Genomic DNA, 17,241 nt, shown 5'->3' with positions numbered 1-17,241 from the left:
ACCGAAACAAACTCGAAATCCAAATTTTGAATTTGCTGCGGTGGAATGACAAGAGTGCATTATCTATGCTTGGCCTCTTTACTTCCAGAAATTATTGAAAGTGGAGGGGTCCTTGACTTGACCTTGAAAGTCTATCTTTGTATGGTGTCAAAAAAAAATTGGAGTTTTATGCATACCCTTCCCGAGCAAGAAGAAGAAGAGCTTTCGTACTGGTGGCGTTATGCGGTCATCGTTGTCATGTTGATCGGCTTTGGCATCTTGGGGTTTATCACCTCTCTTTCGTATGAGAATGCCCCTCCCATACCGGGAAAGGTGGTTGATGAGAAGGGAGAGATCCTCTTTACCAAAGAGAATATTCAAGAGGGACAGTCCGCCTTTTTGCGCTACAATCTGATGGAACATGGCACGCTGTGGGGCCATGGAGCTTATCTGGGACCGGATTATACGGCAGAGTATCTTCATCAGCAGGGGCTGGCCGTATTGGATTATCTGTCCGGTAAGAAATGGGGAAAAGCGTTTTCCGAACTCACCGAGGAAGAAAAGCTTGGCATCAAGGAGTCGGTGCCACTGATTCTTAAGCAGAACCGGTATGATGAAAAAGAAGATACTCTCCTCTATACTCCGGGAGAGGTTGAAGCTCACAAAAAAGCGCTCACCTATTGGAGTAAGTACTTCACTGAAGGTGAAGCGCCGGGGCTGCCCAAGAACTACATCCAAAATCAAGTAGACTTAAACAACCTCACTGCCTTTTTTTCCTGGGCCAGCTGGTCGGCGGTCGCGAACCGTCCTGGGGAGAGCTGCTCTTACACTAACAATTTTCCCTACGATCCTCTGATCGGAAATTTTCCTTGCGCTGACGCCTATTTCTGGAGCGCCATGAGCCTGATTTTTCTCCTAGGAGCCACAGGCCTGATGCTGTTTCTCTTCGGTCGCTTTGATTTCCTTGGATGGGACTCCAAGCAAGCGCCTCGTCATGTTCATGAAACCAATTTAGAAGCTATTCCTCTGACCAAAGGACAAAGGGCTACGATGCCCTACTTTGTTGTCGTGGCGGCGCTGTTTTTCCTGCAGTCTCTTTTCGGCGGTCTGATCGCCCACTACCGGGTGGAAACATCATTCTATGGCATCGAAGTAGTTGATTGGGTTGCATATAACCTGGGAAGAACCTGGCATTTGCAGCTGGCAATTTTCTGGATCGCGACAGCGTGGGTCGGAGGAGGTCTTTTCATAGCTCCGCTCTTATCCGGCAGTGAACCGCGTTATCAGCACGTAGGGATCAGGATTTTACTTGGGGCTCTCGTCGTTGTCGTCCTTGGGAGCATGACTGGCGAGTTTTTAAGCGCCCATGGACTGCTTCCAGGAGAGTTGTGGTTCTGGATTGGAAACCAAGGATCGGAATATCTGGATCTCGGACGGTTTTGGCAATACCTCCTGATCGCCGGCTTCTTTTTCTGGCTATGGCTTCTTTTCCGCTCCTTAAGACCGGCATTTTCCAATCCTAAACTTAAAGAGTTCAGCCTTCTTTTCTTCTTAGCTGCCGCGGCAATCCCTGTATTTTACGTGCCGGCTGTCTTTTATGATCAGCACACCAACTTTACCGTCATCGACACATGGCGGTTTTGGATCATTCACCTATGGGTGGAAGGGTTTTTTGAAGTATTCGCAACGGTGCTCACGGCAACAATTTTTGTCCATATGGGTGTCACAAAGCTCACGACTGCCAAGCGAGTGATCTATCTGGATATCATCCTTTACTTAGGCAGCGGCGTCGTCGGCACCGGGCATCACTGGTACTTTACCGGGCAAACCAACCTCAACATGGCCCTCTCGGCCTGTTTTTCGGCAATGGAAGTGGTCCCCTTGACACTTCTGACACTGGATGCCTGGGACTTCATTCGTGTGACCAAGATGAAATGCATCGATTGCGGGCGTTTTTTAGCCACCCGCCAGCTTTGGACTATCTACTTCCTGATCGCGGTGGGTGTGTGGAATTTTGTAGGTGCCGGCATCTTCGGATTTTTGATTAATTTACCGATCATCTCTTACTTTGAGGTGGGAACCAATCTAACACCTAACCACGGCCATGCTGCGATGTTCGGTGTGTTTGGCATGCTTTCACTTGCCGTGACAATGTTTTGCATGCGCAATATGCAAACCGAGGAAGTGTGGAATAAAACAAAGCGGTTTGTGCAGGTTGGTTTTATCGGCTTAAATGCCGGGATGGCGCTGATGGTTTTGATCGATCTCTTTCCGTCAGGAGTCTTGCAGCTTTGGGATTCGATGGTGAACGGTTACTGGCATGCCAGACATCTGAACTTCATCATGTCAGGCCTTTTCCATCAGCTGGAGTGGGCAAGGCTCGCAGCGGACGCCTTGTTCATCGTGTTTGGGGTGATCCCTACTGCCTACGCGATCCTGCTCACCTATATTCATGCCTGGAAGGACTCCGGCGGTACAAGTGCCTCCGCCGACTCAAAGCCTCTCGCCTGAAAGTAACTCATCGGCCTTATCGCCAATACCTTCTATCAATTGGCGGTATTCAAGCTCTTGGAGGTGATGCGGCGCTATTCCTCTTGTCCCGGCTAAAGCGCCATAAATTCCTAAGGCGATGCAACAGGTGGAATCGGTATCGCCTCCATGCATTCCAGTGATCTTGATCAGATGATCCACTACTTGTTCTAACTTAGCTTTAGGCGTTTTATCCATCAGCGATTGTAAATCTGATGGACGCATTAGCCCTGGGTTTTTCGTGAGCTTTTTATTTTGCTCATGGGTGGAGAGTAAAAAAGCCACGGCACTCATTAAGCCGTGGTGGGCCAAAATCACTGAATTGGTCGCATGCTTGCCTAAAATTTGAGATTGATAGTTATCTGTTTTGTATAAAAATTTGCTGTGAAATTTTTGAACTTCATCCAAATCTTTAGGAAAGGTATCGAATTTTGGCAAAACGGGTTTTGAATCGGATAGAAGCTGGTAGTATTCGATCCACTGCCCCAGTGGATTATTCCAGTTCTCAGGTTCGATGCACTGGGCGGCGAAATTTCTTTCCGCCTTCGAAAAGCTTTTATCCTTTGCAACCATCTCAAGGAATTTTTTTGCTTTCTCGAAATCCTCGAGCATCTGAGGGATCCAAGAACCAACGGGTTTATCTTCAAGCGCGTAGGCCGTGAAAAGGGCTGATGCTAGCCCTCCTAAGATGCCCATGGTGCTGGGGGTTGTAATCGTTCCGGCAAAAAGAGTCAGTGGAATTAACATGTCCCTGTTATTCTCTCCGGGAAAAAACAGACCGAAAACACCCCCGCGCATTGAGGCTCCGCAGCCCATCGCCTTGGGATTGTATTCTATCAGTTCCCTCCAATGATCGATGTCTTGCTTGTAGTGCATATGGCATTGATAGGTCATGGAGCCGAAACTTCTGATGAGAGTTTTTTTGCTAAACTCCTCTTCCAATCTTGCCGAAGCGTCTTTGGCGATGCGGTCTACGATAGTTAAATAGCCTGCGGAACGGTCCTTTCTGAGAACTTTAAGGATGCTTTCCGCTTCAATCAGCTGGAATATTGTGTCATCGGAAACGATCCACCTTTGTTCATCCTTGGGTGTCCGAAAATGAATATTGCGGATGCTGCCTTCGTAATACCTGTTCAGAGCGTTTTGCTGATTGTGCCAACTTCCGGAGCACTCCCACGGAAAATCGTTTTGTGAAGGATTATGGCCCGAACCGTATCCTATAGTGTCGCCAATAGCGGACAAAAGCATGGAATTCGTGACCTTTTGGGCCAATTTCTGCTGGGGCGTCGCATCATCATTTGCTGATTCCTCCGCGTCACTTTCGAGGGGGGCTATGGTTCTGTCCTGCAGGGTCGGTTTTTCTTCAGCATTACAAAAGGTGTAATAAATAGCGTGAGCTATTCCTAATGTGCAAACTCCCAGCGCAATGGTTTGTTTTCGATATTTTTTGTTCGCACTTTGATCCAGATCAGGACAGCCTCCATGGAACAAGTGATAAGAATCGGAATGATTACAACTTGTTCTTTCAGCTGGATCCATAACTCCTCCAAAATAGAAAATAATAAAGATTGTTTTAAATAATAGTTTTTTTGATTTTTTTATTTACTATTTTTTAAAATTATTTGTTTTGTATTATAATTATAATAACAGTGGGAGGTTTTTATGTCTCCAATCAATTCTTTTATCAGAGCATTTGTTGGTAATGCCTCAGACTCTAAGCCGTCTAAGGTGAAAGAGGGCAAAGACACCGTAAAAAATTGGCGGGGTAAAAAGGTGGCTCCGAAGGAGACGTCCCCTGTTAGTCAGGCGGATCAGCAGATGAAAGCTTTGCAAAAAACGCTCTTGGGTAAAGATCCTCTCGCAGAGCCGGCTCAGACCCAAGTTCCTGTTCTCAAGAATAAGAAAGTATCCTCAGGAGGTAAGGCTCCTAAAAAAGTAAAGGATGCCTTTCCGAAGACGAAAGCTAATTCCGAAAGTATGTCACTCGATAAGTCTGCAACTGCCAGTAAGAGTGATGCTCCAGTCGATCTTTTGACATCGTCCGCCAAACAAGCGGAGCTTCAGCAAAAGAGGGCTGTGCAAAAAGCTCTTCATGAAAAGGAAAATGCTGAATTTGGAACAGACGGGAAGTTCATTTCCATCGATCATCTGATGGATAACTTAGATTTCGGAAGCAATACACTCTCACCACGGGAAGAACAATTCATAAGACTTGCCGAAAGACAACTCCCCAGTCTCAACAAGGCTAAAATCGGCTACGAGATGATGGAGCGAATGGCAAGAAAATTCAACCCGGATTCCTACCCCAAAATGGAACTAAATATAGGAGGGGTAGCCTATCAGGCATCTGATCTGAGAGGGCAAGATTACAAATTTATCGTCCGAGCAAGCGGCATGGAAAAGGGAGAAAGCTTGCTCAAGATGTTTGATGAACACAAATTGTGGGGGCCCAATTTCTGCGCCTCGGTAATCTCGGATGATATCGATTATTACATGGCAAACGAAACGATCGGTTTTGTCATGGCGGTCGATCCTAAAAACATCTACCTCACTAACCCTACAGACATTCAATCTCCAACCTATAATCCTTCAAGAGATGGCGAGGAAGCGCGGCTGTTCACAACAGAGTTCAACGCTACCTATAAGAAGCTGACGGTTGTGAATGCCTATGTCGAGCAGCTATCTAAAAATGCCGGCATGGGAGGCGTTAAAAATGATTACATGAAGGCGCAACGACTCCGTGTTTTTCAAGAGCAGCTCAAAGTGGAGCAGAAAGGGATAGAAGAGGAGTTGGGAGCGATCCCGACAGAGAAGCTCTCAAAAAAGAAGCGTACAGCTGTCCGGGAAAGGCAAGAGGTGTTGCTTAAAGCGTTGAATGAAAATTTAATGACTCAAGAAGGTGTGAAGACTTCTTTAGCAAAGATAGAAAAAAAACATGAACACTTAAGAGGGCCCGGCCAAATGGGCTCTTTTGTAGATGTATTGTCTCTTCCGGAGTTCACCCTCAAACAGATGGTTGACCACTATCAGAATAAGGAATGGGGATCTCAAAAGAGACAAGAGGCGGAATATCAGAAAATTTTCGGACGAGAGGGCTCTGACATTGTCGGAGAGTTAAAGAAGAGTCTCGATCTGATTTCAAATATTCAAGAACAAGAAGACAAAACATCAGAAAAAGGGGAATCCTTCCCCGTATTCAGAAGGGCTTTCAGACCTATCCTGGGGCCTGATGAAATACTCTCCGAGACAATGCGTCCCAGTTTTCAGGATCAGCATGGCCGCTTGCCTTACAACGAGCTGAATATCCATTTGGAAAAGGAGGACGAAAGGAAGAACAGGCCGTCTGAGGTCAGTGCCCTGATCATAAGTCAGGCTTCTTTAGAGAGCTGTCAAAAGGATCCCAAGAAAATGGAGCACCTTCAAAAGACTTTGAACAAGGCGAAGGAGATGAACATCCCTATACTGATCAAATCTTGAGGATTTTTGGCTTTAAATGCCTAGTTTAAAGAGGTTATTGCATGGGAACGGATATCCAAAGCAATTCTTTTAATTTGCCTGTTGCCTCAAGCCAGTTTTCCGCTTTGCCCCCAAAGGCACCAAAGCAGGGAACGGGAAAGGCAGAATCTGCTAAAACCTTTGTGGATAAGGCCGTCGATGCAGTTAAGAATCAAAAGCCCCTTCATCAGGCCCAAGTAGTTTCCTCTTCAAACTCTAAAGTCGTCATCAGTCCTGAACAGGCCCAATCGATGGTCAAACAAATGAAAGGGAAGGTCAGCTATCAATATAGTGCTCCTAAGGTAGATGTTCCGGAGCATCTTCAGCAGACAATGACCAAGGACGAACTGGGCAAGTTGAAGGAAGCCTGCATGAAAGACTATAGAGCGGCGAAGACGCTCTCCAATTTGCCGGTACGCTGAGTGGAAGACTTTTGCACTTTATTGAGGCTTATGCCGAAGTTCAGCTGGAAGCTGAAGGGCGTATCACAGAAACAATGCCCGAAAATATGAAAAAAGACGAGATCACGAAGAGAGTAAACGGCCATTTAGTCGACATCTTTTCCGAAACAAAGCAGACAGCAGAGACGACGGCCAATGGCAAAACAACTGCAACAGGTGCAGTTCAAAAGGGAATATCGCATGAAGCCGGCAACGTTGGAATGAGTCCTCTCACCATAAGGAAAGCCATTACTGAGGGCAATCTCAGAGAAAAGATGTATTTTCCCTACAAAACCACCTGGGATTTCACCCACGCCATTTTAAAGGATTATTCGCTTACAGAGAAAGTCAACCAGAAGCTTCAGGATAAGGGGGCTGGGTTTGAAGTGAACATGGCGATGTTAAAAGAGGTTGTTGTCGAGAATAACTTGCCCCCTTACTACTACACGGAATATGCCAACAGTACGCGCAACGATGGATTGAGAGCATTTGTTCCTCAGCAAGAAAGAGAAAAAATGATTCAGGAAAAAAATAACCCCATCAATTCAGAGAGAAGAATTGACTTGAGTGAAAGGGAAAAGCGACATGCCGTAGGAGAGTTGAGCCCCAGCACCACAAATATGCCTGAGGCAATGAAACAAAATTACGAAAAAGGTGAGCAAGAGCCGGTTAAATGGACTCCAGGAAGTTACTGGTACAGACCCACGACCAACTCAGAGAAGACCTCTCCCCATGAATATCTCACTGCCACGGAGAATATAAGCGCTCCCGCAACGGCCGGTATATCAGGTACTCTGGATCAGATTCTCACCATGGGACTCTATTTTGGAATGGATTCGAAGGCTGAGCTTGAGCAGGGACGTTTAGCCTGTCTTGGATGGATGGTTGACGCACAGGATCACTCCGTCAATGAAATTATGACAGCTTCCAAGGGATTCGGGTTGGAATATAAGATGGGAGCCGATTCTTATACGCAAATTTATCCCCAGGATGAAAATTTTGTAGAAAAGCTGAAGGAGTCACAGATAAAGCGAGGCAGCGATCTTCCGGACCACTTTCTTTCACAAGAATGGGTAGAGAAAAAAGCGGCGGAGATGAACTCTTCCAAGAAAGTGCCTTGAAATAAGGCGAGGAGTATAATCAGCCGGCAGTATTTGAACGATCTAAGTGGACGAGGTAGTCTACAGGCGTCGCCAAATAAACAGTAGGCACAGTCACCGAATCTGGACAATGTTCTCTTCATGAAGAGAGAGAGAGGGCAAGACAAAGACATCGGCCAACTGGTTGATATGGGGGGCGTATGGGATTGCCCGAATGGAAAAATAGAAATCGCCTTCTTTGAGTTTATCGACTTGTTTCACATAAGCGACCGGGATGCCTTCCGGAAAAATCCCATCGAGGCCGCTTGTAACCAACAGATCGCCCGCTTTGATGATCGGTACAGCCTCTTCCTGGGGATTGTCGGTTTTTCCTGTGAGCAAATCTCTGGCCGGACCCTCCTCATCGGAAAAGTCGTAGTTGAAACCAAACCCTTTTAACTCAAGGCTGGAGGATCTCCAAAGAGGCTGGCTTCTCCCCTGGAGCACTCCTTTGGCAAGAAAAAGGGTCTCTTCACTTTTTTTGTGCCTTTTTAAATAGCTTTTAAGCTGTTGCGACAAGGAGCGCGCCGCCTCGCCTGCTTCAGACTCAAGCTCCAGGATCAGCCTCAGGGCAAGTCCATCTAGGGCGCTATCCTTTTCCTCGCCGCGCACAATCCTGACAGAAGGCTGGAGGCCTTCGTCTGTGATCAACCTGACTCGGCTCATCTTTTTGCCCACCCAGTCGACGACCCCAACCAAGGCTCCCTGGGATATCACAGGGCTGCCTTTGGAGATCACAGCTCTTCCGGCTGCTTCGTTAAACGCGTCTCCTTTGTCTATCAAAACAAAACTCGACCAAAAAAGGGGCGGTCTGAAGATAATGCGTGCCGCAGCGGCCTTTTGCCTAGGGTTGTTTACAGGATAAACTTTTGTTTTTCCTATCTCCTCTTCTTTGAGGATAGCTTTCAGATGCTTAATTTCCTGTCGCAGCTCACGAATCTCAATTTTCAACTCTTCGGCCTTCTGCGCTGTATCTTTGCTCTTTACATCCGGCTCATTTTTTGGCTGCAGCATACTCCAGAAGGGTGTCAATCCCTCCATGATCGATCCCTTGAATGCCGATGACTTGGCAGCCGGGATACTCAGAAGAGATAAAATCAAAAGCAAAAATAGCAGAGCCGGCTTGAGAGAGCTTTTCTTTCTCATTTTCGGGATGCTCTCTTGACGTGGGCGATGGAGTTTAGGGTGTAGTCGAGATTTCCCTCATTCAATCCGGCAAAGTTGATTCTGCCGTTGTCCGGCATATAGATGGCAAACTCCTCTCTTAATGCCAGGACCTGGATTTTCGTCAGGCCGGTCAGCGAAAAGAGTCCATGCTGGCGTTTGACATGATCAAAGCATCTCTCTTCAAAGAGAGCCTCCCACTTGGCTGCAAACGCGGTTCTCATTGAGAGAATCCTCTGCCGGACAGTCGCAAGCTCGTTTTCCCACGAAGATCTTAACTCTTTCGAAAGAAAGACCGTTTCCGCTAAGCGTGCGCCATGAAGAGGCGGGGAGGAGTAGGCTTGGCGGATTAGGTTCTTAACCTGGCTTAACACTTTTTTCTTAGCATCCCTCGAGCTTGTCACAGCCACTAAAGCCCCCACACGCTCTCCATATAGTGAAAGGCTTTTAGAGAGGGAGTAGCAGATCAGGAATTCGCGTCCTTTTTTGAAAAAATGGAGGAGAGGTTTCAGATCCTCTCCGATTCCCGCTTTATATCCATGGTAGGCGAAATCGAAAAGGGGCAGTAGGTTTTTTTGCCCTGTGAGCGCTTCAAGCTCCTCCCATTGCTCTAGCGAGAGATCTTCTCCTGTGGGGTTATGACAGGAGGCGTGGAACAAAACAGCGGATTTGTCGGGCAGATTTTTTAGCGCCTTCAGCATTAAGTCAAAAGAGAGGGTGTTATCCCTGGTATCGTAGTAGGGGTAGGCTGGCAGATTTTTAATATTTTTTAGGAGGCCGAAGTGGTTTGACCACGATGGATCCGGTATCGATACGGTTTCGATCCCGCTCCGCATGAGGAGGTCTCCGGCTAAACGGATGGCACCGCTGCCGCCGAGGGTTTCTATGATGGCTGCCGTGTCTTTTACGGCAGGAGCGTGCTCTCCAAACAGGACACTGGCAATAGCCTCTTTAAAACGTAAATCGCCGTCGATCGGCTGGTATTCTTTATCCAGCTTCTTGCCCAGGAGCTCTTTTTCAGCCTCTTTGACCGCTGAGAAAACAACGGAGGCTCCCTGTTCGTCTTTGTAAGTGCCGATGCCTAAGTTGACCTTCTCTTTTCGCTGGTCGTTTTTGTAAAGGGGGGCCAATCCCAGAATGGGATCTTCGGGAAGAACTTCTAGCGAGTCAAATAGCGATACCAAGAGAATTCTCCTTTGCGTGAGAAGAGGTCGTCAAAACTTAATCTTTATATCAAATCATGAGAATTTATACCGAAAAATGAAATGTATACCGAAAGTGTCTCAAAATTCGGCATCGGGGCTTTCTCAAAGTCAAATTTTGAGACACTTTCGGTATAATTTCAAGGAAGTGCTCTATCGGGATGCCCTTTGCGGTCCGCTCAATATTCCCTCTTGCCCCAAAAGAGCGTTTCCTTTAGAATGGGCGCCAAGCTTGAGGGGCGTTAGCTCAGTTGGTAGAGCGCAACAATGGCATTGTTGAGGTCAACGGTTCGACTCCGTTACGCTCCATTCCTTCAAGAAGTCACTCGTTATTCTTCATTCTCCTTAAAAATACATTAAGCCACCTCTCCTCCTCGGAAGCATAGCGCGGCTCTTGAGCTTTTCTGGTCGGAACAGGCTTCTTTTTCTTTTGAACGGCACGAGGCTGTTTGGCTTGCTCGGGTTTTTTGACGGCTTCAAACTGTCGGTAGCGCTCTTCAAATGCTTGGAGAAAATATTCCTCTTCCGAAAGGGGCTTTTTCTTCTCTTGTCGCTCTTGCACCTGTTTCTCTTGCACGGGCGGCGGCTTTGCAACAGACGGGGGCTTTTCTCGCTCTTCCTTTTCTAGAAGAGCCTGCTTTTCCGCTTGTTTGACAGTCAGCTGAAGCCACTCTTTGATGCTGATTGTCTTTGCCAGGAGGCGCCTTGCTCTTTCGGCCAGTTTTTTGTCGCCGGTCACCACTAAGTAGAGAGCGGGCCTTTTAGACGCTTTTATTTTGCGCAGGATGTAATCGTCAGCTTCTTCGCCCTGATCTGTAAAGATGATTTCCAAAGAGCCAAAATGGCCTCTCGTGGCGGGAGTTTTAGGACTATGAGAGTCGAAGACGACAGTGGCTTCTTTCTTCGCTTTTTTGAGCAGTTCAGCCAAAGAGACAATCATCTTTTCCCGCTCCTGTTTTAATTCGCCATGCGAGAGAAGATAGGAAAAAAGTAGATTGTAGCCATCGATCAAGACAGGCATGAGGCTTCTTTTGCTGCCTGTTTTCTTCCTTCGAGAAGGGGAATGATCCTGTCGAGCGCTTTTCGTCTATGTGAAATGCGATTTTTGGTCTTTTCATCCATTTCGGCAAACGTTCTATCGTACTCATGCTTGATGAAGAGTGGGTCGAAGCCAAACCCTGAGCTTCCTCTTTCTTCCTGGACTATGATCCCTTCCGTCTTGGCAGTTGCGGTTCTGAGAACTCCTTCAGGAGAGGCGAGGCTTATGCAGCAGTGGAAATAGGCGTATCTTTTTTCGCTCTCCATTCCTTTCATCAGGATAAGGAGCTGTCTTCTTAGTTCCTTATCTGTTGAAGTGGGGTGTTTTTGGCACAGCAGGACGCTGTCTTCCCCCAGAGCGGGTATGACAAGAGCGGTTGAATCGGCAATGGCCCACTTGTTCATTGCTTTCGCTGCCCCAAGAGCCTTGGCAGCAGCCCTTTCTTCAAAGGACTTGCCAAGCTCTTCTGGCGGCTGGTAGCTGGGGAAGTTGAGCAGAGTGACTAAGTCGAGATCTTTAACGCAAGAAAGAATATCCCGGATTTCGCGGATCTTATGGAGATTTTTCGTTGCGAGGATGACCGTCATCTGGTGGTTTACCTCTCCAGATAGCTTTCTATGGAAATCACGACCCACTCCTCATCCTTGAAGACAAATGGTTCGCCGGCTTTCTTGCCACACATTGCCTCGGCCAGTTTGGACTGGAAGGAGATGATGTTGTTTTCCGCGTCGGCATCCCAAGGGCCCAAGATGGTAAAGGAAGAGCGTTCCCCTCGTGGATTTTCGATCTCGACTCTGTTGCCGATGCCGATCTCGTCGATCTCGACATCCGCCGGAGTGATCACCCTGGCCCGGTTCAGCTGCTCGCCCAGCCTTTTCAGCTCGCTCTGGAGGTGCTTACGGCGCTCGACGGCGAACTTATACTCAGAGTTTTCCCTTAAATCGCCGAGAGCTCTTGCTGCTTCCACTTCCCTGGCGTTTTCGACAACTTCCACTGTGCCGATGTGCTCCAGCCGGTCTCTTGTTTTTTTGAATCCTTCTTCGGTTGTCCAGATAATCCTTCCGTCAAGAAGAACCCTGTCTTTCTTTTTCTTGTGGGGCGACAGGATTGGATGGACAACCTGGGCCAGAGACTTCAGGATCTTCATGTCGTGATCTGTGAAGGAGTGGCATTTGGAGGCCAGGAGAAGGAATTCTTTGACGTACTCCAGGGAGGCGCCTTCTAAGATGGCTCGGATGGTGGCGTAGCGTTTGCCGGAGATGATGATCAGCATCTTCTTCACCAAATCTTTCCACTCAGACATGGATTCGATTCTGTGCAGCAAGATCAGGAACGCTTCCAGAAGCTGCAGGCGGCCTTCCTTGCTTTGGAATAAAAGCTCACCCTCTTCTTCGGCCATGATTTTCTGAAAGTACCAGACATAAGCTTCAGGGTTTTGGGAGGGGTTGTCGATCAGCTGCTGGATCTTTTTCTGGAAATGCTCTCTCGGCTCTCCTGAGGATAGCTCCCTTAAGATGTAGTCGCGTAGCTGCGCCTGTTGAATGGTGAAGAAGAAATTCAAAAAGAGTTCTACCCAGTCGCTTCTGACTTCACGTATCGCTGTCAATGCTCTTTTTTTAAATGCAAGAATCTCTATTTCTTCGATGAGGGTGGCGATGGCGGCCTCGTCCCGTACGAAGCTCTTCACGTCCTTTTTTCCCCTTTTGGGGTTCGATCCCGGGATTTCTTCGAGGAGGATTGCGATTTGCAGCTCTTCTGACTTGGTAAGTCCTTTTTCCGAATAGAGCGCTTCCAGCTTTTCTACAAGCGAGTTTCTAACGTCATCCTTTTTCATCATGTTGGGAAAGTCCCTCACATAATTATAGGAGGTCTGGATGATCTTCTGGATCTCCTGGTGGCTATGGATGTCTTGGTGGAGACGCTCCTCATGGGAAACTTCTTTGGTTCTTAAAATGAAGGGGTTTTTGATGCTGGATGGGGATTCGATCATCGTATCTTTTTTCAGCTTAGCTCTCGCTCCCTGCCACCATTTGGACCACTCGTTTTCAGGGATGACAAGCTCGGAGAGCTCATCTTTGATTTCAGAAGCTGTTTTAGGCCCTAAATCCCTGAGAAGAATTTTGATAACCTTGACCGGATCCTTTTTAGCTTCATCCTCAAACTTGTTAGCGTCGATGAAGCGTCTGGAAAGGAAGTGGTCATCTGCAAGAGGCTTCAGCGTCTTAAACCCGTTTTCGAAGGTGATATGCTTTCGGCCGCTGACATTTTCGAATTCCACCGAGAGCTGTTCCCTGAGCGGGGAAACTTCAATGATCTCGCCCGTGCCCCATCCGCCCGTATGGAAAACGCATTTTCCCGGAGCCATATGGGCAAGCAGATCGTAGTTGGAGAGTGATCCTTGGAAGTTTTGTCTAGAACGCAGGCCGACCAGCCTGATCCTTTCTTGGAAAAGAGGATCTTTGGCATATTTTTTCTCGAGGGCCTTCATGGCGGAGTCGGAGAGTATCGCGCTGTTTGTGGTCTCGAGGTCGATCAGCTTTCTCAATACAGCGTAAGATTCTTCCTCGTTTTTGATGGTTTGCCAGAGCGGAAGTCCCATTTCCACGAACTTCCCGAAGCGGGCGGCTAATTCGCTTTTTTCAAGGGAGACTAAGATATTTAAGAATTCTTCAGTTTCCACCGATTCGTTGGTGCAATATTCTTCCCAGAGGGTCAATATCTTATTGAAGTCTTTTTTTGCGATCTGCTGCTCGAATTCTTTCTGATAACTCATCTTCAACTACCTTTATAGCTATATCGGGAATCCATCCCATTCAAATTGCCTTAACGCATCCTAGAACTACTAAATCCGTAAACAGTCTCTTAGAGCCTGTACTAAAACTGAAATCGCATGATTTGCCTGCCGAATTGTCCTGCAAACTCCGGAAAAATTTTCAGAATATCGGATCCATATGCTGAAAATATTTCGGTATATAGGCCAATTCAGCATCAAAGCATACTGATTTGAGTTTTAGTACAAGCTAGTAGAGATACTTTCGGTATAATCTCCGAAACTCGCTACGCCTCTCCGTTTCTATTTAAGCGGCCTTGATTTTTGAATATCGTTCATAGCCTGTCTCCAAACTCAAATCACGTGATTTGTAAACTGGACGCTTCCGGGCAAGGCATAAGAAATATGCGTGTCGTATATTTTCTTTTTTTATCTGCCTCTTTCATTCCCGGCTTTTTCGGAGGCAATTCCGCTTTGTAAGGGATTGCCTCCGAAAAGACCGGGAATGAGGAGATCAATACAAATGAAAAGTGTCAAGCTGACCTTTGTGTTCAAAGAGGAAATAATGCGGTGTTTTGGTGTGGTAGTGAGAAAGGCTGTGACGCTGGGGGGAAGGAGCTGTACGGATGCGTTGGTTTCGGGCAAAGGGGTGCGCTAGGGCCGCGTTGTGTCGAAAATTATCCTTAAAATATCCCTGAAGCTGTTGCATCCGATTTGCCCAATTGGGTTCCGGTAAAAATATAGACTCTTCCTGCTTTTTATTTCAATTCTTTTACGATAAAGATTAGTTGAAACTTTCTCTAAAAGGAAATGCCTGAATTGGTTCATTTAGATGCGCCTCATCTCCTTGAAAAAAATAGGGAATTGAATCCTTTGCGGCACGCGGCCAGCTCAGAAAATTTTCAAGGAGCGGGATTGTGTGTAAATAGTTGTATTTCAGATAAATAGGTGTTGTTGAATTATTATAAAAATTTTATTAAAATAGTAGTAGAACAGTCTTGTTCATTAAGTCGTTTTTAGCCATGGGGATGGAAGGGTAGTTTTATGCCTGAGGATCCGATGAGCCTCTTTGGAGGAGCATCTAAGAAAAAGGAGAAACCAGCAAAGGAGCCGAACGCCTTTTTGTCGCTGGAGCCTTCCGGCAAAAAAGAAGAGGAGCCGGTAGCCACCCCTCCGGTCAGCGATGCCGAAGTGGGCAGCATGATCGAAACCATTCGCGCCAAGCAGGCTGAGATCGAGTCACGTCTGGCGGAAATCGTGAGCCAGGGAACTGTATTGCCCCAAGGGTTGCAAGATCTGCTTAAAGACTTGTCTAACTGGCCTCTTCGCAGGCAGCAAGAGATTGTGGCCAAAGCCCATGAAATGATCGATCAGGTGAACGATATTTTAGGCCCCGGCCAAGAACAGGTTTTTCTGAGGAAACAAGAGAAGAAACACGAGAAGCGTTCCCAAAAGGCGCAGAAAATCAGAGGAAAAAGAAACTGGATTTCCATGCAGTAAAAATGTTTGGCTTTTAAATTTTTCTTCAGCAGACTCGGGTTATCCAAGGTTCCTGTTTAAGCCGCATTCAGTTCTGCAGCCGATCTACCACTCCGGAAGATAGGGAAGCGGGCTGAGGGTAAAACGGGAGTCGATAATACTGAATCACAGAGCGGGTCTTTTGTATGGTTGGAAAAATCGATCTCTTCATGCCGCCGCGCAGCCAATACGGCGTTTTACACCATTTTACGGAAAAATTGGCAGAGGCTTTCACGAGACAGGGTGTTGAATCGACGATTCTGGAGGCCGAATGGAATAATCCGAAGCCTTTTTTAGACAGATTGCTCAGCAACAAACCCGACTGCACCCTTTCCTTCAACGGACTTCTACCCGATGATGAGGGCCGTTTTTTCTGCGATCTGATTGGCATTCCCCATGTCGCCTTTTTGGTCGATTCGCAAAATCAGTTTTTTCCCCTTATCCAAAGCCCCAATACCATCATTTCCTGCACCGACCGCTACACATGCGACTTCTTTAAAGGAGTCAAAAGCAAAAATGTGCTCTTTGTCCCGCATGGAGTGGAAAGGGAGCTCTCCCCTGATCCGGAACCGCTGAAGACCTACGACGTCGTGATGCTGAACTCCTTGATCGATTATGAGGAGATGCGCAATGAGTGGAAGGAGAAGTACCCTCCTATCATCCTTGAAGCGATGAATGAGGCGATCGAGGCAACGATGGCGGATAATTCAACCTGGTATGTGCAGGCTTTTGTCTATTCCCTCGACCGGCAGATAGAGCTGAAGGGCGCGATCGATCCGAGGCAGGTTGACTTTCCTACTGTTTTCGATGATCTGGAAATGTACCTGAAAGGGATTAGCCGCATTCAGCTTCTCCGCTCGGTCAAAGATGCGGAAGTTCATGTTTTCGGAGCCGGGGTGGAAGGAAAGAGTTGGAAGCATTTCATTGGAAAGGACATGCCCAACATCATTTTCCATGAACCGGTTCCGTACGGGCAGGCCATGGAAATCATCAAACAGAGCAAGATCGTGCTCAACATCTGTCCGTGGATCCGCAATGGTTCCCATGAGAGAGTACTAGTCAGTCTGGCGCTCGGCGCCCTCCCCCTGACGGACGAGAACCTCTTCTTTAAGGAGAACTTTGAGAATGGTAAAGAGATCGCCATGTTCAGTTATCCCGAGATGGACAAAATTAACGACCAAATCAATGAATATTTGTCGAATGACTCTTTAAGGGATGCGATTACGAAGGCCGGAAGGGCGAAAGTGCTTAAGCATCACACCTGGGATTCCCGCGCACGGCAGCTTATTGAAGAGCTCACCCCTATCTTAAATGCCCAGAAATCGTCGAAGGGGTGAGCGGCTTGCCACCGCCTTTTGCTTTCTGAACTGTTTAGAGACAGCCCCCATTGCGTAGGGTGAGGAATGTGCATTTCAGGGGCAGGGTCCCTTCTCTTTGATTTCCCGATTCCAGGTGGTGAGGAGAGCCAAACGTTCTTTCAAGAGATTAAGATCGCTGAGTTGCTTTTTGACAAAGGGTTCGTCAAGCAGAGGGTGGTCTAAAATCTTCCAAAGGGCGTCGAGCTCCAAAGTTTCTTTACTGCTGCTGGACCGTTCTTTGATTTTCAACGCAAGATAAAGAGCTGCTGCGTAAAGAGCTTTTTCCAGCCGTTCGTTCAAGGCTTCTTCGGTCAAAGCCATGGTGTTTTTAAGTTCGACCAGACATCCATTTTCCTTCTGATGAATTAAATCGTTTTCTTTAAGCAAGATGTGGTAGTAATTTTCCATGTCCTTGGCCAGAAGGGTCAATTCTAGGTAGAGCTTTTCTTGGGTGACAGGCAGGGAATCCATATTTTTCTCCAATTTTCTGCCTCCTTGGAGCATATTTCGTGCCAACCCTCCCGTTATATCCTTGGTCTGTCTCAAAATTTTAGCTTTCTCTACGAGGCTGTCTACAAACTGAAATCGTATGATTTGTTTTCCGGTTG

General features: G+C 47.1%; 14 protein-coding genes and 1 tRNA gene. 8 read left to right on the top strand and 7 right to left on the bottom strand.

Features of this window, described 5'->3' with window-relative positions; translation table 11 throughout:
- The first annotated feature begins 168 nt into the window (after positions 1-168).
- Entirely contained in the window at positions 169-2,490 is a 2,322-nt protein-coding gene (locus tag ELAC_RS00545; protein ID WP_098037415.1) for a nitric-oxide reductase large subunit, read from the top strand.
- On the opposite strand, the gene ELAC_RS00540 is transcribed toward ELAC_RS00545, so the two are convergent.
- Positions 2,473-4,047: an ADP-ribosylglycohydrolase family protein gene (locus tag ELAC_RS00540; RefSeq protein WP_098037322.1), complete on the bottom strand. Its 1,575-nt coding sequence runs from the start codon at positions 4,045-4,047 to the stop codon at positions 2,473-2,475. The two genes, ELAC_RS00545 and ELAC_RS00540, sit on opposite strands and share 18 nt — an antisense overlap.
- A gap of 123 nt (positions 4,048-4,170) precedes the next feature.
- Between ELAC_RS00540 and ELAC_RS00535 the strand changes: the two genes are divergently transcribed.
- From ELAC_RS00535 to ELAC_RS00525, 3 genes are read left to right on the top strand one after another with little or no spacing between them, the layout of a single operon-like run.
- A complete protein-coding gene (locus tag ELAC_RS00535) occupies positions 4,171-5,985 on the top strand; it encodes a hypothetical protein (RefSeq protein ID WP_098037321.1) in 1,815 nt (604 codons plus the stop codon).
- 41 nt (positions 5,986-6,026) lie between these two features.
- Complete coding sequence (locus tag ELAC_RS00530) at positions 6,027-6,425, top strand: hypothetical protein (RefSeq protein WP_098037320.1); 399 nt, start codon at positions 6,027-6,029, stop codon at positions 6,423-6,425.
- Positions 6,426-6,436: 11 nt separating this feature from the next.
- The gene (locus ELAC_RS00525) at positions 6,437-7,564 is read left to right on the top strand and encodes a hypothetical protein (protein WP_098037319.1); all 1,128 of its coding nucleotides are present in this window, start codon (positions 6,437-6,439) and stop codon (positions 7,562-7,564) included.
- Positions 7,565-7,657: 93 nt separating this feature from the next.
- On the opposite strand, the gene ELAC_RS00520 is transcribed toward ELAC_RS00525, so the two are convergent.
- Positions 7,658-8,728: a rod shape-determining protein MreC gene (locus ELAC_RS00520; protein WP_098037318.1), complete on the bottom strand. Its 1,071-nt coding sequence runs from the start codon at positions 8,726-8,728 to the stop codon at positions 7,658-7,660.
- Positions 8,725-9,930 (bottom strand): amino acid aminotransferase, encoded by a 1,206-nt coding sequence (locus ELAC_RS00515; RefSeq protein ID WP_158227763.1) that lies wholly within the window; start codon positions 9,928-9,930, stop codon positions 8,725-8,727. Before ELAC_RS00515 ends, ELAC_RS00520 begins: the two co-directional genes overlap by 4 nt.
- 254 nt (positions 9,931-10,184) lie before the next feature.
- On the opposite strand from ELAC_RS00515, the gene ELAC_RS00510 reads away from it, so the two are divergent.
- A tRNA-Ala gene (locus ELAC_RS00510) sits at positions 10,185-10,257 on the top strand.
- 13 nt (positions 10,258-10,270) lie between these two features.
- Here the strand turns inward: ELAC_RS00510 and ELAC_RS00505 are convergent.
- From ELAC_RS00505 to ELAC_RS00495, 3 genes are read right to left on the bottom strand one after another with little or no spacing between them, the layout of a single operon-like run.
- Positions 10,271-10,969, bottom strand: a complete 699-nt coding sequence (locus tag ELAC_RS00505; RefSeq protein WP_098037316.1) for an NYN domain-containing protein — start codon at positions 10,967-10,969, stop codon at positions 10,271-10,273.
- Positions 10,957-11,574, bottom strand: coding sequence for an RdgB/HAM1 family non-canonical purine NTP pyrophosphatase (rdgB, locus tag ELAC_RS00500; protein ID WP_098037315.1), 618 nt, complete (start codon positions 11,572-11,574; stop codon positions 10,957-10,959). Before rdgB ends, ELAC_RS00505 begins: the two co-directional genes overlap by 13 nt.
- 8 nt (positions 11,575-11,582) lie before the next feature.
- On the bottom strand, positions 11,583-13,760 hold the full coding sequence (locus tag ELAC_RS00495) for a GreA/GreB family elongation factor (RefSeq protein ID WP_098037314.1): 2,178 nt from the start codon (positions 13,758-13,760) through the stop codon (positions 11,583-11,585).
- A 520-nt stretch (positions 13,761-14,280) separates the two neighbouring features.
- On the opposite strand from ELAC_RS00495, the gene ELAC_RS11965 reads away from it, so the two are divergent.
- The 3 genes from ELAC_RS11965 (at position 14,281) to ELAC_RS00480 (ending at position 16,612) form a co-directional block, all read left to right on the top strand.
- Complete coding sequence (locus tag ELAC_RS11965; RefSeq protein ID WP_275425079.1) at positions 14,281-14,415, top strand: hypothetical protein; 135 nt, start codon at positions 14,281-14,283, stop codon at positions 14,413-14,415.
- Between the two features lie 386 nt (positions 14,416-14,801).
- Positions 14,802-15,257 (top strand): hypothetical protein, encoded by a 456-nt coding sequence (locus tag ELAC_RS00485; RefSeq protein ID WP_098037312.1) that lies wholly within the window; start codon positions 14,802-14,804, stop codon positions 15,255-15,257.
- Between the two features lie 164 nt (positions 15,258-15,421).
- The gene (locus ELAC_RS00480; RefSeq protein WP_098037311.1) at positions 15,422-16,612 is read left to right on the top strand and encodes a glycosyltransferase family protein; all 1,191 of its coding nucleotides are present in this window, start codon (positions 15,422-15,424) and stop codon (positions 16,610-16,612) included.
- Positions 16,613-16,687: 75 nt separating this feature from the next.
- Here ELAC_RS00480 and ELAC_RS00475 read toward each other — a convergent pair whose 3' ends face one another.
- Positions 16,688-17,104 (bottom strand): hypothetical protein, encoded by a 417-nt coding sequence (locus tag ELAC_RS00475; RefSeq protein WP_143406393.1) that lies wholly within the window; start codon positions 17,102-17,104, stop codon positions 16,688-16,690.
- Positions 17,105-17,241: the final 137 nt, after the last annotated feature.

Origin of the sequence: Estrella lausannensis, from assembly GCF_900000175.1 — a bacterium.
Taxonomy (GTDB): Bacteria; Chlamydiota; Chlamydiia; order Chlamydiales; family Criblamydiaceae; genus Estrella; species Estrella lausannensis.
The sequence above is the reverse complement of the archived record's forward strand: the minus strand, read 5'-3'. Positions and strand labels throughout refer to the sequence as shown.

Excerpts from the sequence above, each read along its gene's own strand:
- ELAC_RS00520 (WP_098037318.1), bottom strand. The coding sequence starts at position 8,728 with ATGAGAAAGAAAAGCTCTCTCAAGCCGGCTCTGCTATTTTTGCTTTTG.
- ELAC_RS00485 (WP_098037312.1), top strand. The coding sequence starts at position 14,802 with ATGCCTGAGGATCCGATGAGCCTCTTTGGAGGAGCATCTAAGAAAAAG.
- ELAC_RS00505 (WP_098037316.1), bottom strand. The coding sequence starts at position 10,969 with ATGCCTGTCTTGATCGATGGCTACAATCTACTTTTTTCCTATCTTCTC.
- ELAC_RS00495 (WP_098037314.1), bottom strand. The coding sequence starts at position 13,760 with ATGAGTTATCAGAAAGAATTCGAGCAGCAGATCGCAAAAAAAGACTTC.
- ELAC_RS00535 (WP_098037321.1), top strand. The coding sequence starts at position 4,171 with ATGTCTCCAATCAATTCTTTTATCAGAGCATTTGTTGGTAATGCCTCA.
- ELAC_RS00545 (WP_098037415.1), top strand. The coding sequence starts at position 169 with ATGCATACCCTTCCCGAGCAAGAAGAAGAAGAGCTTTCGTACTGGTGG.
- ELAC_RS11965 (WP_275425079.1), top strand. The coding sequence starts at position 14,281 with ATGAAAAGTGTCAAGCTGACCTTTGTGTTCAAAGAGGAAATAATGCGG.
- ELAC_RS00540 (WP_098037322.1), bottom strand. The coding sequence starts at position 4,047 with ATGGATCCAGCTGAAAGAACAAGTTGTAATCATTCCGATTCTTATCAC.
- ELAC_RS00530 (WP_098037320.1), top strand. The coding sequence starts at position 6,027 with ATGGGAACGGATATCCAAAGCAATTCTTTTAATTTGCCTGTTGCCTCA.
- ELAC_RS00480 (WP_098037311.1), top strand. The coding sequence starts at position 15,422 with ATGGTTGGAAAAATCGATCTCTTCATGCCGCCGCGCAGCCAATACGGC.
- rdgB (WP_098037315.1), bottom strand. The coding sequence starts at position 11,574 with ATGACGGTCATCCTCGCAACGAAAAATCTCCATAAGATCCGCGAAATC.
- ELAC_RS00475 (WP_143406393.1), bottom strand. The coding sequence starts at position 17,104 with ATGGATTCCCTGCCTGTCACCCAAGAAAAGCTCTACCTAGAATTGACC.